This is a genomic window from Nonomuraea soli (genome assembly GCF_013761175.1).
GTDB lineage: Bacteria > Actinomycetota > Actinomycetes > Streptosporangiales > Streptosporangiaceae > Nonomuraea > Nonomuraea soli.
In genome coordinates, this window is sequence record NZ_JACDUR010000007.1 from 232,456 (window position 1) to 258,017 (window position 25,562).

A 25,562-nucleotide genomic window follows, 5' to 3' on the forward strand; every position below is an offset into this window, starting at 1 on the left:
CATGCCCGCGATCGAATGTCACACGCTGCTGACCCACTCCGACTTCATCATGCGCAACCACCGGGTGCACGACGTCTCCGTCATGCCCGGGGTGACCTTCCTCGACATCGTCTACCGCATCCTCATCGGAGCCGGATGGGAGCACGGGCGCGTCACGCTCAGAGAGGTGCTCTTCACCGAGGCCATCGTCACCAAGCCCGACGCCGACCGCGAGATCCGCGTCACGATCGCCGAGCCGGACGACGGCGTCCACGAGGTGCTGGCCGAGAGCCGCTGGGTGCGCGAGGGCGAGCCGCTGTCCGACTGGCGCAGGAACCTCACCTGCGAGCTGGTCCTCGCCGACCGCGACCCCCTCCCCGACATCGACCCGGCGGCCTTAAAGGACGCCGCCGTACGGCAGAGCGACATGGAGGAGCTGTACGCCAGGGCCAGGGCCGAGGACATCAGCCACGGCGACCCGATGAAATGTGCCGGCCGCCTCCACCACGGCGACGACTACCTGCTCGCCGAGCTGCGGCCCATCGTCAACGATCCGGACCACGAGCGGTTCTACCTGCATCCCGCCAGGCTCGACGCCTCCACGCTCGCAGGGCTCGGCCTGACCCAGGCGTCGGGGCAGGAGCCGTTCATCCCCTTCTACATCAGCGAGTTCCGTGCGCCCGAGCGGCTTCCCGACCGCTTCCACGTGTACGCCCCGCGGCCGGAGACGCTGGCGCCCTCCGGCGACGTCATCAGCAACGACTACGGCATCTACGACGAGCGGGGCCGCTTCGTCGCCTCCTTCACCGGGCTGGCCTGCAAGCGCATCAGGTTCCCCGGGCTGATCGAGAAGCTGCTGGAGACCGAGCAGCCCGCCGTACAGAAGACCGAGGGGACGTCGTCGGCGGACGGCCTGCCGGGACACCTGCGCGCGATGGTCGCCGAGCACCTCGGCAAGTCCCCCGACGAGGTGCCCACCGACGTCGGCTTCTACGACCTGGGCCTCGACTCGGTGACGGTGCTGGCCATCGGGGAGCGGCTGGAGCAGCTCCTCGGGCGGCGGCTGTACCCGACGCTGCTGTTCGAGCACGGCGACATCGACAGCCTCGCCGCCCACCTGGCCGACGCCTACGACGTGGACCTGCCCTTCCAGCAGCCCGAGGAGCTGCCCGCTCAGGAGCGTGAGACCTCAAGCGGCAGGACGCTCTGCTACCGGGACACCTGGGTGCCCCAGGAGGCGGAAGGTTCGAGCCCGCCGGAGCCGCAGGTGGTGATCGCGGCACCGGAGCGGCTGACCGGCTCGTTCGTGCGCGTGGAGCCCGGCGGCGACTTCGACCGGTCCGGCGAGAGCGCCTACCGTCTCGATCCGCGCGACAGGCGTCAGCTGGGCCGGATGCTCGCGGACCTGGGGAGCACGCCACGGCACATCGCGGTCTTCCCGCTCCCCGGAGGGAGCGCCGCCGACGCCTGCCTGACGGTGTGGTCGCTCGCCTGCGCCCTCGTCGACCAGGCGCCGCAGGACGAGATCACCATCACCTTCGTCCACGAGTCGTCGCCCGAGCACGCGGCGGTGGCAGCGCTCGCCCGCACGATCTCAGCGGAGACGCCCGTCATCCGATGCAGGAGCGTCGCGCTGGACGACCCGGGCCTGCTGGGCCAAGCCCTGCGCGACCCCTCGGACGAGTCCGAGATCCGCTACACCCGTGACGGGCGCATGGTGCGACGGTGGCTCCCGTACGAGCCCGAGCCCGGCCAGGTCCCCATCAAGCGGGACGGCGTCTACGTGATCGCCGGCGGCACCGGCGGGATCGGGCGGCACGTCGCCGAACACCTGGAACGACGCCACCACGCCCGGCCCGTGGCGATCGGCCGGAGCGCCGAGGTGCGGGCCGACCTCACCGACCGGGACGAGGTCGAGCGGGCCCTCGACACCGTCCGGGCACGATACGGGCGGATCGACGGCGTCATCCACTGCGCGGGCGTCAACCGCGACGGCGCCTACTTCCGGCAGCAGGCCGCCGACATCGAGGCCGTCGTGGCGCCCAAGGCGCTCGGCGTGAAGCACCTCGACGACGCCACCAAGGCTGACGACCTGGACTTCTTCGTGGTCTTCTCCTCGTTGTCGGCCTCGCTGCCCAACCCCGGCCAGGCAGGGTACGGCTTCGCCAACGCCTACCTGGAGGAGTTCGCGCTCCGGCGCGAAGGGCCGGGCAGGACGCTGGCCATCGGCTGGCCGTACTGGGCCGACGGAGGCATGCAGGTCGGGCCCGAGGCGCTGGAGCGTGCGCGGAAGGCGACCGGGCTGTCGCCGCTGCCCACCGGCGACGCGCTGGAGGTGCTCGATCGCGCTCTGGCGGGGGCCGAAGGCCGGTTCGTCGTGCTGCACGGCGAGGGCGACCGGGTCACCGAGCTGCTGCCGCGTGCCGTACGGCAAGCAGAGGTCGTGCGGCAGGCAGAGGACGTACGGCAAGCCGCAGACGTGCGGCAGGAGCCGGCGGCCGCCCACGACGAGCAGGACGGGATCGCGATCGTCGGGCTCGCCGGACGGTATCCGCAGGCCCCCGACCTCGACGCCTTCTGGCGCAACCTGGCCGAAGGACGCGACTGCATCACCGAGGTCCCGGCCGACCGGTGGGACCACGAGGCCCTCTTCGACCCCGAGAAGGGCCGCGCGGGCAAGACCTACGGCAAGTGGGGCGGCTTCATCGACGGCGTCGACCGCTTCGACCCCGCCTTCTTCGGGATCTCCCGTCGCGACGCCGAGCGCATGGACCCCCAGGAACGGCTGTTCCTCCAGACCTGCTGGCACACGCTGGAAGACGCCGGATACCCGCCCGACACCCTGACCGGCGAGAACGTCGGCGTCTTCGCCGGCGTCATGTGGAACCACTACCAGCTCGTCGAGGGCGGCGAGGGCGGCGTGGCACCCACCGCGATGCACGCGTCGATCGCCAACCGCGTCTCCTACACCTTCGACTTCGACGGCCCGAGCCTCGCGCTCGACACCGCCTGCTCCTCCTCGCTCACCGCCGTGCACCTGGCGATCGAGAGCCTGCGGCGCGGCGAGTGCACGCTCGCCCTCGCGGGCGGGGTCAACGCGACCGTGCACCCGCAGAAGTACCTGCAGCTCGCCCAGGGCCGCTGGTTGTCGACCGACGGCCGATGTCGCGCGTTCGCCAAGGGCAGCAGCGGCTACGTGCCCGGCGAGGGATCCGGGGCGGTGCTGCTCAAGCCGCTGTCGCGGGCCAGGCGCGACGGCGACCACATCTACGGCGTCATCGCCGCCTCCGCCGTCAACCACACCGGCAGGACCAGCGGCGCCACCGTGCCGAGCCCCGCCTCCCAGGCCGAGCTCATCGACAAGGCCGTGCGCCGCTCCGGCTGGGACCCGGCGACCATCACCTACGTCGAGGCCCACGGCACCGGCACCTCCCTCGGCGACCCCATCGAGGTGGAGGGCATGCGCAAGGCGCTCGACACCGGCGGGGACACCTGCGCGATCGGCTCGGTCAAGTCCAACATCGGCCACCTGGAGGGCGCCGCCGGCATCGCCGGGCTGACCAAGGTCCTGCTCCAGATGAAGCACGGACAGCTCGTGCCCTCGCTGCACACCGAGGAGCTGAACCCGCAGATCGACTTCGCGGCCACCCGCTTCCGCGTCCAGCGCGAGCTCGCGCCCTGGCCGGGCCCGCGCCGCGCGGGCGTCAGCGCCTTCGGCGCCGGCGGCACCAACGCGCACGTGCTGCTGGAGGAGTACGGCAGGCGGGAACCGCGGAGCGGCGGCTGGGACGGGCCGTGCCTGTTCGTGCTGTCGGCGCGGACCAGGGAGGCGCTGCGCGACTACGCCGCGGCCTACGTGACCTTCCTCCAGGATCGTTCCGCCTCGGGTGGCGGCGACGCGGCGCGGACCCGGGTGGCGCGGCTGCTCGGCGTCCCCGAATCGCAGATCGACCCCGACGAGACGCTCGGCGACCTGGGGCTCGACCCGGCCGCGCTGGTCCGGCTCGGGACCGGGCTCACGCTCGACAGCACCGTCAACGACCTGGCGAGCGGCACCGACGCGTTCCTCGACGACCTCGCCTACACCTCGCAGGTCGGCAGGACCGCGCTTGCCGTACGGCTCGCGCTCGTCGTGTCCGACGTGGCCGAGCTCCGGGCCCGGCTGGAGGCGTTCGCCCGCGGGGACGACGTCGGGTTCTCCGGTACGGCCGGCTCCGACGGCGACGCCGAGCCCGAAGAATACGTCCGGCTGTTCCGCACGGGGCGCCTGCGTGAGCTGGCCGAACAGTGGGTGCGGGGCGGCAGGGTGCCGTGGCGTGCGTGCTACCCGCGCCGCGAAGGGGACCAGGTGCCGCGCCGCGTCTCGTTGCCCGCCTACCCGTTCCAGGAGGAACGCTGCTGGATCGGCCGATGGCGCGGCGAGGACCACCGCCCGGAGCGACCGGCCACCCAGCCCGCGTCCCGGCCCGCCACACAGCCCGTCACACAGCCCGCTACCGGGCCTGCTGCCAGGCCTGCTGCCGGACCCGCCACACAGCCCGCTACCGGGCCCGCTAAGCGGCCTGCTACTCAGAAGGAGGGCGAGGACGTGCGGTTCAGCGTGGACCAGGACGGCGTCGCACTGGTGGCCATGGAGTCGACCATGTTCACCCAGGGCCTCATCGACGGGCTCCAGGCCGCCTTCGCGGAGATCGCACGTCGCGACGACGTGAAGGCCGTGGTCGTCACCGGCAGCGACAAGGTGTTCAGCATGGGGGCGACACCGGACGCCCTCCAGACCCTGTCGGAGGGCCAGGGGCAGTTCACGGACGTGCCCTTCCTCTACGAGGGGCTGCTCAAGTGCGACCGGCCGGTGATCACCGCCATCCAGGGGCACGCGTCCGGCGGCGGGCTGGCATTCGGCCTGTACGCGGATGTCGTGCACATGGCCAGGGAAGGGGTGTACAGCGCGAACTTCATGAAGTTTGGGTTCACCCCAGGAATGGGTTCGACCTACGTCCTCGAAGAGCGGTTCGGGCGGTCGCTGGCACACGAGATGTTGTTCACCGGCCGCCAGATCACCGGCGAGGAGCTGGAGCGGCGCGGCGCGAACGTGTCGGTGCTGCCGCAGGCGGAGGTGCTGAAGGTGGCGCTCCGCCAGGCCCGCTCGATCGCCGGCCTGCCACCCCGCGCCGTCCGCGCGCTCAAGGGCGAGCTGGCGGGGCGGGTGCTGCAGCGGCTGGACGGGGTGATCGCGGGCGAGGTGGATCTGCACGCCCGCGTGCTGGGGGAGGAGTCGTCGGCTCGGGTGCGTGACCACTTCGCGAAGGTGGAGAGCTTCCGCACCCGGGGAGACCACACTCCTGAGCCCACTCAGGCCGACGCCGCCGCGCCCGTGCAGGCCGACGCCGCCACCGCGCAGGCCGCCGCCGCGCCCGCGCAGGTCGAGCTCGCACCCGTCGAGCGCGCTTCCGAGTCCGCCGAGCGCGTTTCCGAGCCGGCCGCGCCCGCCCCCAAGCCCCCCAAGCCTGCCTCCGAGCCCGCCGCGGCCTCGGCCCGCGCCCCCGAGGGCGCATCAAGCCCGCCGCAGCCCGGGCTGGACCCCGGGGAAGTGCGTCAGGTTGTGGAGTCCACCCTCATGGCGCACCTCTACCTGGAGCCCCACGAGATCGACGAGTCATCGAGCTTCAGCGAAATGGGCCTCGACTCGATCGGCGCCGTGGAAATCGTCCGCGACCTCAACCGTCGCTTCGATCTCGACCTCGACTCGGTAGCCGTCTACGACCACCCCACGCTCCCCGCCCTGGTGGAGCATGTCGCCGGCCTGGATGCCGCCACACCGCCGCCACTTCGCGAGGAAGCCCCGCCCCCCGCCGAGCAACCGCCCGCCGAGCAGCCCGCCGCCCAGCAGCCCGCCGCCCAGCAGCCCGCTGCCCAGCAGCCCCCGGCCCAGCAACCCCCCGCCCGGCGACGCCCGGTCACGGACCCCGGCCAGATCCAGCTCACCCCCTTGGCCAAGGAAACGCCCCCCACCGCCCCCACGGCACCGACCGGCGACATCGCCGTGATCGGCATGGCCGGTCGTTTCCCCGACGCCCCCGATCTCGAATCCTTCTGGAACAACCTCGCCGCCGGCCGTACCAGCATCCGCGAGATCCCCTCCGACCGCTTCGACATCGCCGCCGCCTACGACCCCGACCGCTCGAAGCCCGACAAGACCTACAGCAAGCACGCCGCCATGCTCTCGGCGGTCGACGAGTTCGACGCCGCCTTCTTCAACCTGTCCCCGCTGGAAGCCGAAGCCATGGACCCCCAGCAGCGGCTCTTCCTCCAGGAGGCGTGGCACGCCATGGAGGACGCCGGCTATGCGGGCGGTTCGGGCGGGCGCCGTCCGTGGGGGGTCTTCGTCGGCTGTGCGGCGGGCGACTACGCGCGCAGGCTCGCCGAGGCCGGGCTGGGTGACAGCGGCCAGGCCTTCCTCGGCAACACGTCCTCGGTGCTTCCGGCCAGGATCGCCTACCTGCTGAACTTCGGCGGCCCCACCATGGCCGTCGACACCGCCTGCTCGTCGTCGCTGGTCGCCGTGCATCTGGCCTGCGAGAGCATCAGGCGAGGCGAGTGCGACGCGGCCGTCGCCGGTGGTGTGGCCGTCATGACGACCGCCCAGATGCACATCTGGTGCAGCAACGCCGGGATGCTCTCGCCGAGCGGGGCGTGCGCGCCGTTCGACGAGTCCGCTGACGGCATCGTGCTCGGCGAGGGTGTCGGCGCCGTGGTGCTGAAGCGGCTGGACCAGGCGCTGGCCGACGGCGACCACGTGCACGGCGTGATCAGGGCGGGTGGCGTCAACGGCGACGGTTCGACGAACGGCATCACCGCCCCGAGCGCCGGTTCGCAGGCCGAGCTGATCAAGCGGGTGCAGCGGCTCGCGGGCGTCACGCCCGACGACGTGGGCTACGTGGAGGCTCACGGGACGGGCACCTCGCTGGGCGACCCCATCGAGGTCAAGGCGCTGGCGCAGGTCTTCGGTGAGCGTGAGCGGCCCTGCGGCCTCGGCTCGCTCAAGGCCAACATCGGGCACACCACGATGGCGGCCGGGATCGGCGGGTTGCTGAAGACGTTGCTGGCGCTCAGGCACCGCAAGCTGCCGCCCTCGCCGAACTTCTCGACGCCCAACCCGAAGATCGACTTCGGGAACGACGCCCTTGAGGTGGTCACCGAGCTGACGGACTGGGAGCCGGGGCCCTCTGGCCGGCGCACCGCCGCGGTCAGCAGCTTCGGGTTCAGCGGGACCAACTGCCACGTGGTGCTGTCGGAGGCGCCGGACAGGCCGGTCGAGAAGCCGGACGGCTCGCAGGTCGTCGTCCCGGTGTCCGCGCACGACGAGGCGGCGCTCGCGCGGCTGACGGGGGAGCTGGCCGGGCATCTGGCCGCCCATCCCGGGGTCAGCGTGCGTGACGTCGCGTACACGCTCGCGGTCGGCCGTCCCCACCTGCCGGTGCGGGCCGCGGTGGTGGCGCGTGACCTGGACGAGCTGGTGGCCGGTCTGCGCGGGAGCTCGGCATCGGACTCCGGCGGGCTCGCCGAGCGGTACCGCGCGGGGGAGGACGTGAACTGGGCCGCCGTCTGGGCGGAGCGCCCGGGAAGGCGGATCCCGCTGCCGACGTACCCGTTCGCCCGCGAGCGATTCTGGGTGGACAGCCCGGCCGAAGGTCGCGTGGGTGCTCCTGACCAGGTCAGGCCCGATGACTGGATCGTGGCCGACCACCGTCTCGGCGACACCCCGGTCCTGCCCGGTACGGCCTGCCTGGCGATGGCCGCCGACCGTTCGGGCATGCCGCTGCCCCTGCGCCTGTCCGGGGTCAGGTGGTTGCGTCCCTTCGAGGTGAACGAGCCCCGCCCCCTCCACATGTCGATCAACCGCGACAACGGCAAACTGACCTTCGAGCTCGGCGACGAACCGAGCGCCCCCTACGCCCGCGGATCCGTGTCGCCCGCCCAGGCCGAGCCCGAGCACCTGGACCTGCGCGCCGTCGAGGAACGCTGCCCGGACCGGCGCTCACCGGACGACGTCTACGCCGCCTTCGACCACGGGGGTCTCCACTACGGCCCGGCCTTCCGCGTGATACGCGACCTCCACGTCGGCCGGGACGAGGCGCTGAGCAGGCTGACCACCTCGGCGCGATCCGAGGACGGCCTTCACCCCGAGCTGCTCGACGGTGCTCTGCAGACCATCGTGGCGCTGCGCCCCGAGGACGCGTCGGCCCCTGCTCTGCCGTACGCCGCCGAGTCCGTCGAGGTCCTGCGCCCCCTCACCAGCCCCGCGTACGCTCACGCCAGATGTGAGGGCAAGGACACGTACACGGTCCAGGTGACCGACGACCAGGGGCAGGTGTGCGTCCGGTTCACCGGCATCGCCCTGCGAGCCAAGCGCCAGCTGATCTACGCGCCGGTCTGGCGCGAGGCGGCGGCCACCACGGCACCGCCCGGCGACCGCGCGCTCGTGCTGCACACCCCCGCCGACGAGCCGCTCGCTCGCGCCCTGGCCGCGGAGTACGGCGACGGCGTGCTCGCTTCGCTGGAGCGGATCCCGGACCTGACCGAGACCCCGTTCGACACCGTGTACGTGCTCGCGCGCACCGGTGACCCCCGCTCCCCGGCCGAGCAGGACCCGACGACGCTCGCGACGTTCCGCCTGGTCAAGCGATTGATCGAGGCAGGGTACGGCAGGCGCGACCTCACCCTGAAGGTCGTCCTGGCCGGGGCCGTCGCGGTGACCGATGAGGAGACGATCGTCCCGCATGCCGCCGGGCTGATCGGCCTGACCCGTGCCGTGGGCGCCGAGCATCCCCGCTGGAGTGCCGGGTGCGTGGACGTCGGCGCGGCTCCGCCGTACGAGCGGGATCTCGCCCGCCGGCTGCGCGCGGAGGACTGCGCCGAACCGCTGGTCGCCCTGCGCGAGGACAGCCGTCTCGTCCGCGTCCTGGAGCCCCGCCCGGCGGCCGGGTCCGGGCCGTACCGGCAGGGCGGCGCCTACCTGGTCGTGGGCGGCGCCGGCGGCATCGGCCGGACGCTCAGCAGGCACCTGGCCCGTACGGCAGGCGCGCGGCTGGCGCTGATCGGCCGCAGCCCGTCCACGCCGGAGGTCGAGCAGCAGCTCGCCGAGGTGGAATCCCTCGGCGGCCAGGCCGTCTACCTGCGGGCCGACGTCGCCGACGCGGCGGCGCTCGGCCGGGCGGTGGCCGAGGCGCGCGAGCGGTTCGGGCCCCTCCACGGCGCCTTCCACGCGGCTCTCGTGCTGCGGGACATGACGATCGCGAACATGGAAGAAGCGGACCTGTCCGAGGTGCTCGCCCCCAAGGTGGCCGGAGCCGCCGCCTTCGCCGAGGCGCTGCGGGACGAGCCGCTCGACTTCCTCGCCTACTTCTCCTCCGCCGCGTCGTTCGTCGAGCCAGGCGGCCAGGCCAACTACGCGGCCGCCAGCACCTTCGAGGACTCCTACGCGCTCAGCCTGGCCCGCCTGGGACGGCCGGTCAGCGTGATCAACTGGGGGTACTGGGGCAGCGTCGGCGCCGTCGCCGGTGAGGGTTACGGCGACAGGTTCGCCTCGATCGGCATCGGCTCCATCGAGCCCGAGGAGGGCATGGCGGCGCTGTCCGCGATCCTCCAGACGGGCGTACGGCAGGCGCTGGTGGTCAAGGGCGAGCCCGAGGGCCTGGCCCGCATCGGCATCAGACCTGCGCGATCCGGCAGGGCAGAGGACTCCGGGAGCGCAGGGAAGGCCGGGACTCCCGAGACCGCCGGGAGCGCCACCGACACGGCCGCCGAGGCAGCCGGGCTGGAGCGCGCCAGGGCCGCCTTCGCCGCGCTCGACGAGCTGGCCCGCGCCCTGCTCCGCCGTACACTCTCGCCCGTCCTCCCCGACGAGCGCACCTCCGTCACGGACCTGGAGCGGCGGCTGCGCGTGACGGCGGAACGCAGACGCCTCCTCGACGCCGTCCTGCACGTGCTCGAATCCTCCGGCGCGATCCGGCGGGAGGGCGACGAGCTGGTCGTGCGCGCCGAACCCGCGGATGAGCCGGACCCCGCCGCACTCCTGTCGCGCTTCCCCGACCTGGAGCCGCACGTCCGGCTGCTCAGCACCTGCGTCGACGCGCTCACCGAGGTGCTCTCCGGCGACCGCGACCCGGTCGAGGTGCTGTTCCCCGGCGGCTCGACGAGCCTGGTCGAGCAGGTGTATCGCGGGCAGTCCGCCTCCGACTACTTCAACCGCGTCCTGGCCGGAGAGGCGGCCGACGCCGTACGGCGGCTGCGCGGCAGGGGCGCCCGCGTCCTGGAGATCGGGGCGGGAACCGGCGCCTCCACGGCATTCATCCTGCCGGAGCTCGCGGAGCTGGGAGAGCCGGTCGACTTCACCTACACCGACATCTCGCCCGCGTTCCTGCGCCACGGCGAGCAGGAGTACGGCGAGCGGTACCCGTTCGTCTCCTTCACCACGTTCGACGTGGAACGCGACCCGGCCGAGCAGGGGCTCCAGGCAGAAGGCTACGACGTCGTCCTGGCCACGAACGTGCTGCACGCCACCGCCGACATCCAGCGCACGCTCGCCAACGCGGCCAGGCTGCTCAGGCCCGGCGGAGTGCTGCTGATCAACGAGGTCACCCGGCTCGCCGACTTCCTGACCCTGACCTTCGGCCTGACGCCCGGCTGGTGGAGGTTCGCCGACGGGCAGCGGCGGCTGCCGCACGGACCGCTGCTCTCGCCCGCGCAGTGGCAGGAGGCGCTCGCCGCCGCCGGGCTGCCCGTGTCGCGCACGCGCGGCATCCCCGGCACGCCGGTCGAGGAGATGGAGCAGTGCGTGCTCACGGGCGAACGGCAGGCCGCCGCCGCCCACGACCTCGGCGCCTCCGTCCGCACCTACGTCAAGAACGTCTTCGCCGAGGTGCTGAAGTACCGCAACGCGGACTTCGACGAGCACCTGACCTTCGAGAACTTCGGGGTCGACTCCCTGGTGAGCCAGAACATCATCCACCGCTTCGAGCAGGACCTGGGCGAGCTCGGCTCCACCCTGCTGTTCGAGCACCTGACCATCGAGGAACTGGCCGGGCACCTGATGACCGAACACGAACAGCGACTGCGTGACCTGCTCCGGCCCGCCGACCCGCCCGCCGACCCGCCCGCGCCTGCCGTACCGGTGGAGCGGCCGCGGAGACCGCAGCCCGAGCAGCCCGAGCAGCCCAGCGGCTCGCTCGACATCGCCGTGGTCGGCATCGCCGGACGCTACCCTCGCTCGCCCGACCTCGACACGTTCTGGAACAACCTGGCCGAAGGGGTCAACTGCATCACCGAGGTGCCCAAGGAGCGCTTCGACCTCGACGAGCTGTTCGACCCCAAGCGGGGACGCAAGCAGCGCACCTACAGCAGGTGGGGCGGATTCATCGAGGGCGCCGACGAGTTCGACGCCGGATTCTTCGGGATCCTGCCCAGGGACGCGGAGATCACCGACCCGCAGGAGCGGCTCTTCCTCGAGACCACCTGGAACCTGCTGGAGGACGCCGGCTACCTGAGCCGCCACACCAAGGAGTCGCGCACGGGCGTGTTCGTCGGGACCATGTACGGGTCGTACGGCCGGATGGCGGCGGCCGCCGGCTGGCCGCAGGGCAGGTTCGCCGGCGCCCACTCCGCGTACTGGTCGATCGCCAACCGCGTGTCGTACTTCTTCGACCTGCAAGGCCCCAGCTTCGCCGTCGACTCCGCCTGCTCCTCCTCGCTCACCGCCGTCCAGCTGGCCTGCGAGAGCCTGCGGCGCGGCGAGTGCCGCCTGGCGATCGCCGGGGGCGTGAACCTCATCCTGCACCCCGCCCACTACGTGTCGCTGTGCTCGCTCAACATGCTGTCCGGCGACGACGCCTGCAAGGTGTTCGACGAGTCGGCCGACGGGTTCGTGCCCGGCGAGGGCGTCGGAGCCGTGCTGCTCAAGCCGCTCGCCGACGCCGAGGCCGACGGCGACGTGATCCACGGCGTCATCAAGGGCGCCTTCGCCAACGCCGGAGGCAAGACGGCGGGCTACACCGTGCCGAACCCCAACGCCCAGGCCGAACTGGTCACGCAGGCGATGGAACGCGCCGGGGTGGACCCGCGGACCGTCACCTACGTCGAGGCGCACGGCACCGGCACCGCGCTCGGCGACCCCATTGAGATCGCCAGCCTGACCAAGGCGTTCCGCGGTGCGCCAGAACGGTGCGCGGTGGGCTCGGTGAAGGCCAACATCGGCCACCTGGAGGGCGCCGCGGGCATCGCGGGGCTGACCAAGGTGCTGCTGCAGATGCGGCATGGGCGGCTGGCTCCCTGCGCGAACCTCGGCACGCCCAACCCGAAGATCGACTTCGCTGGCTCGCCGTTCTACCCGCCTACCGAGCAGGCCGAATGGCCGCGGCCGACGCTCGACGTCGACGGCGGGACCCGGACCTTCCCGCGGCGGGCAGGGGTGAGCTCCTTCGGGGCGGGCGGCGCCAACGTGCACCTCGTCGTGGAGGAGTACGCGCCCGAGCGGACCGGCTCGGGGACCGCGGCCTCCTCGGGTTCACTGGACTCGGCGGGCTCGCCCGGCTCGTCGGGGGAGCAGCTCGTCGTGCTCTCCGCCCGCACCCGCGACCAGCTCAGAGCGCTCGCGGGAAGCGTCGCCGAGATGGCGCAGAGCGGCCCCTCACTGCCCGAACTGGCATACACCAGCCAGGTGGGCAGGGCGGAGATGACGGAACGGCTCGCCGTCCGCGCCACCGGCGTGGACGAGCTGGCCTCGCGCCTGCGCGCCTTCGCCTCGACCGGCGAGGCGGCGGACGGGGTCATGGCGGGTACGGCAGGCGCCGACTCCACGGGGCCGGAGCTGCTGGACGACGGCGACGGCATCGCCTTCCTGCGCACGCTGGCGGCCAAGCGGCAGCTCGCCAAGCTCGGACGGCTGTGGGTTCTGGGGGCGGACGTGGACTGGGCGGAGCTGTGGCCCCGGCCGCGGCCTCGCCGGGTGAGCCTGCCGTCGTACCCGTTCGACCGCCGCCGCTACTGGCTCCCGGAGGACCCGCCCACAGGGCAGCAGCCTGCGGCAACTCAGCCCAGCGCCGCCGTGACCGAGCCGAGCCCCGCGACGACCGAGCCCAGCACCGCCACGCCGCCTCCCGCTGCGGGCGGCGCGGAGGCCGAGGATGTGAGCGGCTGGTCGCATGCCGCCTCCACCCAGCCCGGCACGACCCTCGCCGACGAGGCCGCGGACGCTCGATGCACCTACCTGCGCCCCGTCTGGGAGCGCGCCGCCCAGGCAGAAGGCGACTGGACGCCCAACGCCGTCCTGGTGATCGGCGACGGCGAACCGGAGGCCGAGCTCGCCGCCGTCCTGGAGGCCCAAGGCACCCGCTGCATCACCGCGGACCTCGACCCTCGCGGACCGGAAGACGCCAAGCGGCTGGCCGAGGAGCTCGACGCGCGCGGCGAGCTGCCCGACGCCCTCGTGCACATCCTGTCCGACCCCTTCCCCGGCCCGGACCCCACCGCCCTGGCGGCAGGACTCGACCGCAGCTTCTACACCCTGCTGTGGACGGCGACCGCGATCCTCGACCGCTCGGGCGGGCGACTGCGAGCGGTGGTCGCCCAGGCAGGACCGCCCGACGAGCCGCGGCCGCACCACGCCGCGCTGGCCGCCGTCCTGCGCACGCTCGCCCTGGAACACAGCGGCTTCAGCGGCGCGTCCGTCGCCCTGGAGAACACCTCGGCCCCGCGCGAGACGGCCGAGCACATCCTGGCCGAACTCCGCGCGGCCGACCAGGACGCCGCACCGGAGAACCGGGTCAACGAGCTGCGCTACCGCAGCGGCGCGCGCTGGCACAGGCGCTTGGAGCCCTTCCAGCCCAGCCCGCCCGACCTGCGGCTGAGGGACGAAGGCAGCTACCTGATCACCGGCGGCGCCGGCGCCATCGGCATGGCCGTCGCCGAGTTCCTCGCCGGTCAGGGACGCGTCAACCTGGTGCTGACCGGACGCTCCCAGCTCGACGACGCCACCCGGGCACGCGTCGAGGCTCTTCCCGCCACCTACGTGCGAGCCGACGTGCAGTCCGGTGGCGACCTCGCCCGGCTGGTCCGCGAGCACGGCCCCTTCCACGGGGTCATCCACGCGGCAGGCGTCCATCGTGATGCGCGAGCCGTACAGAAGCAGCGAGCGGAGGCCGAGTCGGTACTCGCGCCCAAGGTTCTGGGCACCGTGCTCCTGGACGAGGCGCTGGGCGAGGAGCCGCTGGACTTCCTGGTGCTGTTCTCCTCCGTCGCCGCGGAGACCGGCAACATCGGGCAGGTCGACTACGCGTATGCCAACGCCTTCCTTCACCACTACGCCGAGATGCGGGAGCGGAGCAGGCGGGGCAGGACCGTCGCCATCGGCTGGCCGCTCTGGGAAGAGGGCGGGATGACGGTGGACGACGCCACCCGGCGGCTGTTCGAGCGCCGCTGGGGGAGCGTGCCGATGAGCACGGCCGCTGGTCTCACGGCGTTCGCCCGCGGTCTGGCGGGGGCGGAAAGCGCCTTCGCCGTGATGGAGGGCCCGTCCCACGGGACCGACTCCCACAGGACCGACTCCCGCGCGACCAGCCAGCCGAGGGTCAGCGATTCCCAGGCCGACGGCGCCGACGACAGCCACATCGCCGACAGTGACATCGACGACAGCGACATCGACTACGGCGAGCTGGTCAGTGCCGAGCTCCGCCGCGCCGCCGCCGGATTCCTGCTCGTCGGCGAGGAACACGTCGACCTCGACACCAACCTCATGGACTCCGGCTTCGACTCCATCTCACTCTCGGAGCTGGTCGACCAGGTCAACGAGCGGTACGGCCTCGACCTGCTGCCCACGGTGGCGTTCGAGGCCTCGACCCTGGCCGCGTTCGGCGACTTCCTGGTCGCCAACCACCGTCGGGAACTGGCCAAGGTCCACGCAGCACCCCGCACCCAAGCCAAGCCGCAAGAACCCGCTGAGCCTGTCTCGGCGCCGGAGGTCACGCATCCGTCCCCGCGCTCCGGCGCCGAGGCTTCCCCTGAGCACACCGACGGGATAGCCATCATCGGCATGGCGGGCACCCTGCCAGGCTCGCCCGATCTGGACACCTTCTGGCGGCACCTGGCCGACGGCGACGACCTCATCCGCGACGTCCCCGAGGACCGCGCCGACCTGCGAGAGAACCCGGACACGGCCAACGTCCGCGCCGGCTTCCTCGACGACGTGGGCTCCTTCGACGCCGCCCTCTTCGGCATCTCGCCGAAGGAGGCCGCGCTGATGGACCCGCAGCAGCGGCTGTTCCTGCAGACGGTGTGGCGGACCATCGAGGACGCCGGATACCGGCCCTCCGCCCTGGCGGGGACGCGGACCGGGCTCTTCGCCGGCGTGTCCGCCTGCGACTACGACGACCTGCTCAGGGAGCATGGCGTCCCCGTCGAGGCGCACACCGCCAGCGGCGTCGCCGGATGCATCCTGGCCAACCGCGTCTCGCACTTCCTGGACCTGCACGGCCCCAGCGAGGCCATCGACACGGCGTGCTCCAGCTCGCTCGTGGCCCTGCACCGCGCGGCCCGCGCGATCGAGGCGGGAGAGTGCGAGGCCGCCATCGCCGGCGGGGTCAACCTCACGCTGAGCCCGGGGCTGTACATCGCGTTCGGGAAGTCCGGCATGATCAGCGACGACGGGACGTGCAAGACCTTCGACGAGCGCGCCGACGGCTACGGCCGCGGCGAAGGCTGCGGTGCCGTACTGCTGAAACCGCTTTCAGCGGCACTGGCCGACGGCGACCAGGTCCTGGCCGTGATCAAGGGAAGCGCCGTCAACCACGGCGGCCGGGCGAGCTCGCTCACCGCCCCCAACCCCGAGGCTCAGGCGCGAGTCCTCGTCGACGCCTACCGCAAGGCCGGGATCGACCCGGCGACCGTGACCTACCTGGAAGCGCACGGGACCGGCACCCGGCTGGGCGACCCGATCGAGATCGAGGGCATGAAGAAGGCCTTCGCCGAGCTGTACACGGACTGGGACCTTCCCGCGCCGGGCGAGCCTCACGTCGCGGTGACGTCCGTCAAGACCAACATCGGGCACCTGGAGGCTGCGGCGGGCATCGCCGGGTTGCTCAAGGTGCTGCTGTGCATGAAGTACGGCGAGCTGCCGCCGACGCTGCACTACGACCAGCCCAACCCCTACCTGCGGCTGGAGGGGACGCCGTTCTTCATCAACGACCGGCTCAGGCCGTGGGACGGGGTGGCCGGTGAGGACGGTGCTCCTGTACGGCGGGCGGGGCTGAGCTCGTTCGGCTTCGGCGGGACCAACGCGCATGTGGTGCTGGAGGCGTACGAGCGGCCGCCTGCTCCGTCTCCCTCCTCCTCGTCGGAGGGCGGGCCGCAGGTGCTCGTGTTGTCGGCGCGGACTCCGGAGGCGCTCGACGGGTACGCGCGGGAGGTCGCGCGGTTCCTCGGTGAACATCCGGAGATCGGGCTGGACCGGGTCGCCTACACGCTCCAGGTGGGGCGAGAGCCGATGCGCGAGCGGCTCGCCGTCGTGGTTGAGGATCGGGACGAGGCCGTCCGTGCTCTGACGGGCGAGGCCGGGGCGCCGCAGCTCCGGCGTGGACGTGCGGGCAAGGGGGCCTCGGGGCCTGCGGGTGATGGGCTGGATGAGCTGGCTCAGGCCTGGGTCGAGGGGGCCGAGGTCGAGTGGCTGGAACGCTGGCCCGAGCCGCGGCCGCTGCGGGCTTCGTTGCCCAGCTTCCCGTTCGAGCGGACGAAGCACTGGTTCAAGACGTCGGCGCCGCGTCGGGAGCCGTCTCGGCGAGGGCCTTCGCGTCAGGAGCCCTCGCGTCGGGAGCCGTCGCGTCGGGAGCCTTCGCGTCAGGAGCCCTCGCGTCAGGAGCCGTTGCGTCAGGACTCGGCGGGCAGGCCCAAGGTTCGCCTGCGCGCCGCCGGTGAGGGAGCCTCGAGCGCGCCCGACGGCAGCCGGCGCACGCGGCTCGCGAGCACCGGCAGCAAGGCGACCGGCTCCGGCGACAGGAACGGCAGCCTGGACGCTGCATCGGCAGCGGACGTCGTGAGCACGGCGAAGACAGCCGGGGCCGCGAAGCCGACGGGCAACGGCGCTCCTCCCTCGACGGAGCAGCTTCCCGCCGTGCCCGCCGGTAGCGCCGGGGGTGCGAGTGGCGTGGAGGAGCTCCTGCGCGAGCGGCTCGCCACGATCCTCGACACCGACCCGTCCGGTGTGGCGCCCGACACGCCCTTCGGCGAGCTGGGACTCGACTCGATCTTCAGAATGGAGCTGGTCAAGAGCCTCAACACCGCCTTCTCCCTGGACCTGCAGGCCTCGGAGCTCTACGAGTACGACACCGTGGACCGTCTGACCCGCGCGGTCGAAGAGGCGATCAACGAAAGCGGCCCGGCCCCCGCCGAGCCGCAGCCGAGCGAGGAGGCCGTTGACGAGGGCAGCGCAGCCCCCGCCGAGCCGCCGCAGCAACCGCAGCAGCAGCCGGGTGCCGAGGAGGCGCTCACGTCTCTGGTGAGCTCCATCATCGGCCGCCCCCTGGACCCGGGCCTCACCTTCGAGAAGAACGGCCTGACCTCGTTCGAGATGCTGCGCACGGTGAGCACCCTGGAGAAGCGTGCCGGTGCGCTGCACAAGACCCTGCTGTTCGACCACCCCACGGTCGAGGCGCTCGCCGCGCATCTCGGGGCGGACGCGCTGCACGGCATCGAGGAGCAGAGCGCCCCCGACCTCGACGATCAGGAGCAGGAGGAACGCGAGGGCGAGCCGCTGGTCATCGCCAAACGCCGTCTCCCGCAACGTCCCGAGTTGCGCGAGGTGATCGACAGGATCGATCGGGAGCACGCCAAGGAGGGCGGTCTGGCCGGGCGGGACATCGCTCCGCTGGCCTTCCTCGGCTCCGCCAGGGAGGGCTACCTGAACTTCTCCCGCATCGACGGCAACCTGCTCGCCTGGAGCTACGCGGGACCGGAGGACCACTTCCTGCCCGTGGTCGAGGAGTACGTCGCCTACGCCCAGGGCAACGGTCTCAAGCCCAACTTCCTCTCGCTGATCCCGGTCACCGAGGTCGCCGGCAAGCCGTACACCGCGACGCCGTTCGGTGCCGTGCAGCGGCTGGAGAATCTGGGTGAGTTCACTCTCAAGGGCGGCCGGATGGAGCGGCTGCGGTACATGGTGCGGCGTTTCGGCAGGGCGGGCGGCTGCCGTACGGTCGAGTACCGTTCGGGCGACGACCCGGCGCTGGACCGCGAGGCCGCCGAGCTGGTGGACCGGTGGGCGGCCGGCAAGCAGATGGTGAATCCCTACGTCGCGGTGGTGAAGCAGGAGATCGCGGAGGGCCGGCTGGACCGGCGGCACCGGGTCTTCCTCACCTACCTGGACGACACGCTCGTCAACGCGATCGTCATCACCAAGATCCCGTCGGAGAACGCCTACCTGCTCGACGTGGAGTTCTACTCCAAGGACATGCCGCTCGGCGGGCTGGAGTTCGCGATCACGAAGATCATCGAGGTGCTGGTGGCCGAGGGGATCACCATGTTCAGCTTCGGCGCCAGCTTCGGGGTCGAGGTGGAGGACGGCGAGAACGCCGCTCCCGACGTTAAGGAGGCGCTCGACGAGCTGCGGTCGATGGGCATCTTCGGGGAGGGGAACTTCCAGTTCAAGAACAAGTTCCGGCCGGCGAACATCCCCATCTACCTGTGCCAGCCGGACAGCGAGGACAGGACGTCGGTGTCGGACGTCATCCTCATGATCGCCGACCCGCCGGTCGAGGATCAGCCAGCGGAAACCGCGACAGCCGAGCCCCCGGCGACGGAGGCGACGGGAGCCACGAAGGCGACGAAGGCGACGGAGGCGACGGAGGCGACGGAGGCGACGGGGACCGCGAAGACGACGAAGACGACGAAGGCAGCGAAGGCCGCGAAGACGACGAAGGCAGCGAAGGCCACGAAAGCCACGAAGGCCGCGAAGGCCGCGAGCGCCAAGGCTCCCGTGGCCGAAAGAGGGGCCGGGTCGCACGATGTCCTGGCCGCCCACGGTCACAACCCGGTGCGGCTGCCCGCCGAGCACGTCGAGTTCGACCTGATCACCGACTCGTGGGCCGAGCTGGACTCCCCGTTCATCCGCGAGCGTATGCGCGACCTGGCCGACCGCTCCGCCGGCCGCCCGGACGCGCCCGAGCTGGCCGGGGCGGCCGGGGTGAGCTGGCTGCCGTTCCCGCTCGCCGTACCGACCGGGTCGGGACGCTCGGCCGAGGCGCTGCTGTGCAGGTCGTGGCCGGGCCCGCGCGGGGCGGTCGTGCACAACGGGCTCTTCCCCACCTGGTACCCGAGCCTGGTCGACGCCGGGTTCGAGCCCGTCCAGATCCCCGGGTCCGGCGGTGACGTCGACACGGACGCGCTGCGTCACGCCCTGGCGGAGCGCGACCGGGTGTCGTTCGTCTGCGTCGAGGTCAGCAACAACGCGGCCGGCGGCTACCCGGCGTCGCTGGAGAACCTGCGCCGCGTCAGGGAGCTCTGCACCCAGTACGGCGTGCCGCTGGTGATCGACGGCGCCCGGATCGTGGAGAACGCCCTGTTCGCCGCCGATGGCCGGAGGCCGGTGTGGGACGTCGTCTCCGACATTCTCGCCCTGGCAGACTGCGCCACCGTCAGCCTGTCGAAGGACTTCGGGGTGACGTCGGGCGGCCTGGTGGCGACGCGTGACGAGGCGGTCGCCGCCCAGATCAGGGAGCGTATCGCCACCCACGGGCGCGACGTCGACCTGGCCACCAGGAAGGTCATCGCGACGGCGCTGGAGGACACCGACGCCGTGGCCGCCCAGGTCGGCGCCAGGATGGAGGCCGTGGCCGCTCTATGGCAGCGGTTGTCCGACGCGGGCGTGCCCGTCGTCGAGCCGGTGGCGGGTCACTGCGTGCTGATCGACGTGGGCCGCATGGAGGCCTTCGCCGGGCACGATCATCCGGTCATGTCCTGCCTGGCCTGGATGTACCGGCAGACCGGCGTCAGGGGCGGCCCGCATCTGGGGCGCGAGGGGCTCATCCGGCTGGCCGTACCGGTCGGGTTCGGCGTGGAGCGGGCGGAGGCGGTCGCCGGCCGCCTGGCCGAGGCGTTCGCCGGCATGGCGGAGGTGCCGCACCTGGTCACCGACGGGTCGGGCGGGGCGCAGGCCGAGTATCGCCCGGCTGAGACGGTGCCCGAGGACGTGCAGGAGGCCCTGCGCGAGCAGCACCGCCCGGACAACGACAACCTGAACGTCCTGCGTGAGCACAACGCTCGCGTGGAGCAGCGCGTCGTCGACGGCGTCGAGGTCTTCAGCGCGGGGTCGGGCCCCACGCTCCTGCTGATGACTCCGTTCAACATCGGCGCGGGCGTGTACGCGAAGCAGTTCGCGTCACTGACCGACAGGTACCGGCTGGTGTGCGTCCACCACCCGGGCGTGGGCGCCACGACCGCCGCGGCTGACATCACCCTGGACGGCATCGCGACGCTCTGCCACGACGTGCTCGACGGGGGATTCCCCGTGCACGTGGCGGGCGCTTCCTTCGGCGGCCTGTCAGCGCTGGCCTTCGCCCTCGCCTACCCGCGTGACACGGCGTCGCTGGTGCTCATCGGCAGCTCCCACCGGATCGGCAACCGGGTCGGCGAGATCAACCGGCTCGACGTGGTCGCCAAGGAGGACTTCGACCACGTCATCGCCGAGAGCGGCTCCGAGCGGCTGCGGGGCGAGCGCGACGAGCTGCAGAGGATCCTGCTGCGTTCGGAGAGCATGAACCCGCAGATCGGCCTGCGCTACCTGGACGTGTTCGCCGAGCGCCCCGACTTCCTGGCCAGGCTCCCCGAGATCGAGGTGCCGACGCTGATCGTGCAGGGCAGGCACGACACGGTCATCCCGCAGAAGACCGCCCACCTGCTGCACGGCGCGATACCGGGGGCGGAGTACGCCGAGGTCGCCGATGCCGGGCACTTCCCCCAGCTCAGCAGTGCCGACGAGGTCAACGACATCATCGCCGGGTTCCTCGGGAGGACGCGATGAACGCGACCAGGCTCGACGAGAGCACCGTGACGAGGACGGCGCTGGTGACGCCCGGCATGTGCGGGCCCAATTCGCTGTTCGCCGGCCAGCTCGGCGACTGGACCTGGGAGACGGTCACCGCGCTGTGCGACGTCAACGCCTTCGACGCCAGGAACGAGGACGGCTCGCCGACCTACCTGTCCTTCTACTACTTCCGCATCAAGGCCGGCCGCGACATGCACGTCAACGGGCTCACCTTCGGCGACCGGCTCGACGTCACCTCGCGGCTGTTCGGCTTCGGGAGCGAGTCGATTCTGGCCCTGCACAAGGTGTCGCCGGTGGGCGGCGGCGCGCTGGCCGTCGAGCCGGAGGAGTTCTACCGCTTCGACGACCCCAAGGCCGTCTACGTCGAGAACTTCAACCGCTGGATCACCAGGAGCGCGCCCGGGAGCAACGAGGGCCTGGTCAAGTCGTCGCCGGTGGGTTTCAGGCACGATCACCTGCCGCGACTGCCCGACGCCTACTCACCCCGCCGGGTCTACAACCACGCCAGGAGCCGGCTCACCTTCCTCGACGCCGTCCCGCCCGACCGTGAGCGGCTCAGCGTCGACTACCGGGTCGACGCCTCGCGCGACCTCAACGGGGTGGGCCTGCTCTACTTCGCGAGCTACTTCTCGATCACCGACTGGGCCCTGCTCCAGCTGTGGCGCGAACGGGGCAGAAGCACCGAGAGCTACCTGCGCCGCGTCGTCCTCGACCAGCAGCTGTGCTACCTGGGCAACGCCGACGCCGACGCGGTGCTGCGCATCGACGTCGACGCGTGGGGCAGTCCGGGTGACGAGCTCTTCAACGTGGTCATCAAGAACCACGGCCGGACGATCGCGGTCAGCACCCTGCACGTGGTCTCGACAGGAGGTTCCCATGACGGCGCGTGAGAAGGTCTGGTCGGCCGTGCGAGAGGGCATCACCGACATCCTGCCCGGGGCACGCATCGAGGGTGATCTGCACCTGCGTGACCTCGGCGCCGACTCCGTCGACCGGGTCGAGATCATCCTCGGCGTCCTGGACCGGCTCGGCGTGGAGGAGCCCCTGTCGAGCTTCAGCGAGATCCCGAACATCAACGCCCTGGTCGATTTCCTGGTGGAGCGTGTGCGATGAACGTCGGCATCGAGGCACTGAACGTCTACTGCGGGCTGGCCCAGATCCCCGTGCGCACCCTCTTCGAGGGCAGGGGGCTGGACCAGGAGCGCATGGGCAATCTGATGATGGACAACCGCTCGGTCGGCCTGCCGTTCGAGGATCCCGTGACCAATGCGGTGAACGCCGCCAAACCGGTCGTCGACCGGCTCACGGAGGAGCAGAAGAACCGGATCGAGATCGTGATCACCTCGACCGAGTCCGGTCTCGACTACTCCAAGTCGGTGGCCTCGTACGTGCACGAGCACCTGGGCCTGAGCCGAAACTGCCGCGTGGTGGAGGTCAAGCAGGCCTGCTACGCGGCCACGGCCGCCGTCCAGCTGGCGGTGGGGTACGTGGCCTCCGGGGTGTCGCCGGGGGCCAAGGCGCTGGTCATCGCCACTGACGTGGCCCTGGTCGACGAGCGCGCCGCCTACGCGGAGCCGGCCATGGGCGCGGGGGCCGCCGCGGTCCTGGTGAGTGACGACCCGCGCGTGCTCGCCGTCGATCTGGGCGCCTTCGGCAACCACAGCTACGAGACCATGGACTCGGCCAGACCGTCGCCCTCCTTCGACATCGCCGACTCCGACCGCTCGCTCTTCGCCTACCTCGACTGCCTCACCAACTGCTTCGAGAGCTACCGCGCCAAGGTCGAGGACGTCGACTTCGCCACCACCTTCGACTACCTGGCGATGCACACCCCGTTCGCCGGCATGGTGAAGGCGGCGCACCGCAAGCTCATGCGGGAGTTCGCCGGCTCCGCCTCCGCGGAGGCGGACTTCACCAGGCGGGTGCTGCCGTCGCTGACCTATCCGAGCAGGGTGGGCAACCTCTGCTCGGGCTCGGTGTACCTGGCGTTGTGCAGCCTGATCGACAACGGCGCGCTCGACGGCGGCGCCAGGGTCGGGCTCTACTCCTACGGCTCCGGCTGCTCCTCGGAGTTCTTCAGCGGCCTCGTCGACCGGGGTTCCGCCGACGAGCTCGCCGCGATGCGCATCGGCGAGCACCTGGCCGGCCGCTGCGAGCTGACGTTCGAGGAGTACACGCGCGTGCTGCCGGGCAATCTCACCTGCCTGGTGCCTGAGCAGGACAGGCAGGTCGACGTGGCCGCCTACGACGACATCGTCGGCCGCGCCCATGTCGAGCGCGACCTGCTGGTGAACACGGGGACGAAAGATTACCGCCGGACCTACGAATGGCTTTCACGATGAACGAGGACGAGATCTTCGAGACCGTCAGGCGCAATGTGCTCAAGGTTCTGCCAGAGCTCACGCCCGACGAGGTCACGATCGACGGCACACTGAGCGACCTGGGCGCCAACAGCATCGACCGGGCGGACGTGGTCACGATGACCATGGAGGACCTGGGCATGGTCATCCCTGTTGCGGAGTTCCAGGACGTCAGCGACATCCGTTCCCTTGTCGACCTGCTGAAGAAGCACTCATGAGGGTCGTCGTCACCGGCATGGGCGTGTTGTGCTCCGTCGCCCCCGACGTGCCCTCCTTCACCGACGCGCTGCGCGAGGGCCGCTGCGGGATCGTCCCGATGCCCGATCCGGGTGACGGCGGGCCGCGCCTCGCGGCTCCGGTCAGGGACTTCTGCTTCTCCGAGGCGGCCTCCGCCTTCGAGGCGGGGCGGGTCGCACTGCGGGTCGCGCACCGTTCGCCGGAGCCGCTGCAGATGGACCTGGTGACCGCGATGCAGGCCTTCGAGGACGCCGGGCTGCACCGCTCGGCGCCGCCCGCCGACCGGCTGGGGCTGGTCGTGTCGGGGCACAACCTCAGCTCCGGTTACGTCCACGATCTCCATCCCAAGTACGAGGACAACCCGGCGCACCTGCCGGCCAGGTTCGCGCTGCACTTCATGGACACCGACCGGGTCGGCACGGTCAGCCAGGTGCTCGGGATCAAGGGAGAGGGCTACACCGTGGGCGGCGCCTCCGCCAGCGGCAACGTCGGCCTGGTCAACGGCAGCCGGCTGGTGGAGTCGGGCGCGGTCGACGCCTGCCTGGTCGTGGGCGCGATGACCGACATGTCGCCGATGGAGAAGCGCGGCCTGGCGACGATCGGGGCCGTGGCGGGCGCCGACACCGAGGATCCCGAGCAGGCGGGCTGCCGCCCGTTCGACGAGCATCACGAGGGGTTCGTGGCCGGGCAGGGGGCGGCCTGCGTGGTGCTGGAGAACGAGGAGTCCGCGCGTTCGCGCGGCGCCCGGATCCTGGCCGAGCTGGCCGGATACGACCTCAAGCTGTCGGGCACCAGCATGCCGGAGCCCGACGAGGACGGCGAGGCCAGGGTGATGGCCAACGCCATGACCATGGCCGGGATCGGTCCTGACGACATCGACTACGTCAACGCCCACGCCACCGCGACGCCGCGCGGCGACGAGATCGAGGTCCTGGCCCTGCGCCGGGCTCTCGGCCAGGCCTTCGGCAAGCCGTGGGTGAACTCCACCAAAGGCCTCGTCGGGCACTGCATGTGCGCGGCGGGGGTGGTCGAGGCGGTCGCCACGATCATCCAGATGCGCCACGACTTCGTCCATCCCAACCTGAACCTGAACCGGCCGATCAACTACGACTGCCGGTTCGTGCCCGACACCGCCCAGCCCGCGCGCATCGGGCACGCCCTGTCCAACAGCTTCGGCTTCGGCGGCTTCAACACCAGCGTCGTGCTGAGGCGTGCCGATGGATGACGACGTCCACGTGTGGGTCGCCGACCCCGGCGCCCCGGCGTTCCTGCCGGTGCTGTCGCCGGACGAGCGCGCCAGGATGGGCCGGTTCCACCTGGCCAGGGACCGCAGGTCCTACGAGGTCGCGCACGGCCTGGCCCGCCTGGCGCTGAGCCGCTGCCGTCCGTCGGTGCCCCCTGGCGCGTGGCGGTTCGTGAAGGGCAGGTACGGCAAGCCGGAGGTAGAAGGTGACGACGAGCTGCGCTTCAGCCTGTCGCACACCTCCCGGCTGGTGGCCGTGGCCGTGGCCCGCCGGATCGACTGCGGCCTCGACGTGGAGACGACCGACCGCGCGACGGACGTGGTACGGCTGGCCCGCCGCGCCCTGGCGCCCGCCGAGCGCGCGGCCATGATGGCGCTGCCCCCACCCGATCGGCCCGCGTGCTTCTTCCGCTTCTGGACCCTCAAGGAGGCCTACGTCAAGGCGCGCGGCCTGGGCATGACGGTCGAGTTCGACCGGATCGCCTTCCAACTGCGTCCAGGCATCCGCCTCGGCACCGACGGCGGCCGAGCCTGGCAGTTCGCCCAATGGAGTCCCCGCCCGGACAGCGTGGCGGCCCTGGCCTTGCGCACGGGCGGTGCTGGAGGTGAGCGCCGGATCATCCTGCACGACACATAGGTAGCGAAGTGACGGGTAAGG

Annotated in this window: 7 protein-coding genes; all 7 read left to right on the top strand. The window is 71.8% G+C overall.

Annotated features, from left to right (window positions below):
- The first annotated feature begins 1 nt into the window (after position 1).
- Genes HNR30_RS33730 through HNR30_RS33760 form a run of 7 tightly spaced genes read left to right on the top strand, consistent with a single transcriptional unit; the run spans position 2 to position 25,541 of the window.
- Positions 2-21,040, top strand: coding sequence for an SDR family NAD(P)-dependent oxidoreductase (locus tag HNR30_RS33730; RefSeq protein ID WP_220134295.1), 21,039 nt, complete (start codon positions 2-4; stop codon positions 21,038-21,040).
- A complete protein-coding gene (locus HNR30_RS33735; protein ID WP_181614162.1) occupies positions 21,037-21,954 on the top strand; it encodes an LnmK family bifunctional acyltransferase/decarboxylase in 918 nt (305 codons plus the stop codon). Before HNR30_RS33730 ends, HNR30_RS33735 begins: the two co-directional genes overlap by 4 nt.
- Positions 21,941-22,177, top strand: a complete 237-nt coding sequence (locus HNR30_RS33740; protein ID WP_181614163.1) for a phosphopantetheine-binding protein — start codon at positions 21,941-21,943, stop codon at positions 22,175-22,177. Before HNR30_RS33735 ends, HNR30_RS33740 begins: the two co-directional genes overlap by 14 nt.
- Positions 22,174-23,406: a hydroxymethylglutaryl-CoA synthase family protein gene (locus HNR30_RS33745; protein ID WP_181614164.1), complete on the top strand. Its 1,233-nt coding sequence runs from the start codon at positions 22,174-22,176 to the stop codon at positions 23,404-23,406. Before HNR30_RS33740 ends, HNR30_RS33745 begins: the two co-directional genes overlap by 4 nt.
- On the top strand, positions 23,391-23,642 hold the full coding sequence (locus tag HNR30_RS33750; protein WP_181614165.1) for a phosphopantetheine-binding protein: 252 nt from the start codon (positions 23,391-23,393) through the stop codon (positions 23,640-23,642). Before HNR30_RS33745 ends, HNR30_RS33750 begins: the two co-directional genes overlap by 16 nt.
- Positions 23,639-24,886, top strand: coding sequence for a beta-ketoacyl synthase N-terminal-like domain-containing protein (locus tag HNR30_RS33755; protein ID WP_181614166.1), 1,248 nt, complete (start codon positions 23,639-23,641; stop codon positions 24,884-24,886). Before HNR30_RS33750 ends, HNR30_RS33755 begins: the two co-directional genes overlap by 4 nt.
- A complete protein-coding gene (locus HNR30_RS33760; RefSeq protein ID WP_181614167.1) occupies positions 24,879-25,541 on the top strand; it encodes a 4'-phosphopantetheinyl transferase family protein in 663 nt (220 codons plus the stop codon). The genes HNR30_RS33755 and HNR30_RS33760 overlap by 8 nt, the downstream gene beginning before the upstream one ends.
- The last annotated feature ends 21 nt before the right edge of the window (positions 25,542-25,562 follow it).

Excerpts from the sequence above, each read along its gene's own strand:
- HNR30_RS33730 (WP_220134295.1), top strand. The coding sequence starts at position 2 with ATGCCCGCGATCGAATGTCACACGCTGCTGACCCACTCCGACTTCATC.
- HNR30_RS33735 (WP_181614162.1), top strand. The coding sequence starts at position 21,037 with ATGAACGCGACCAGGCTCGACGAGAGCACCGTGACGAGGACGGCGCTG.
- HNR30_RS33740 (WP_181614163.1), top strand. The coding sequence starts at position 21,941 with ATGACGGCGCGTGAGAAGGTCTGGTCGGCCGTGCGAGAGGGCATCACC.
- HNR30_RS33745 (WP_181614164.1), top strand. The coding sequence starts at position 22,174 with ATGAACGTCGGCATCGAGGCACTGAACGTCTACTGCGGGCTGGCCCAG.
- HNR30_RS33750 (WP_181614165.1), top strand. The coding sequence starts at position 23,391 with ATGGCTTTCACGATGAACGAGGACGAGATCTTCGAGACCGTCAGGCGC.
- HNR30_RS33755 (WP_181614166.1), top strand. The coding sequence starts at position 23,639 with ATGAGGGTCGTCGTCACCGGCATGGGCGTGTTGTGCTCCGTCGCCCCC.
- HNR30_RS33760 (WP_181614167.1), top strand. The coding sequence starts at position 24,879 with ATGGATGACGACGTCCACGTGTGGGTCGCCGACCCCGGCGCCCCGGCG.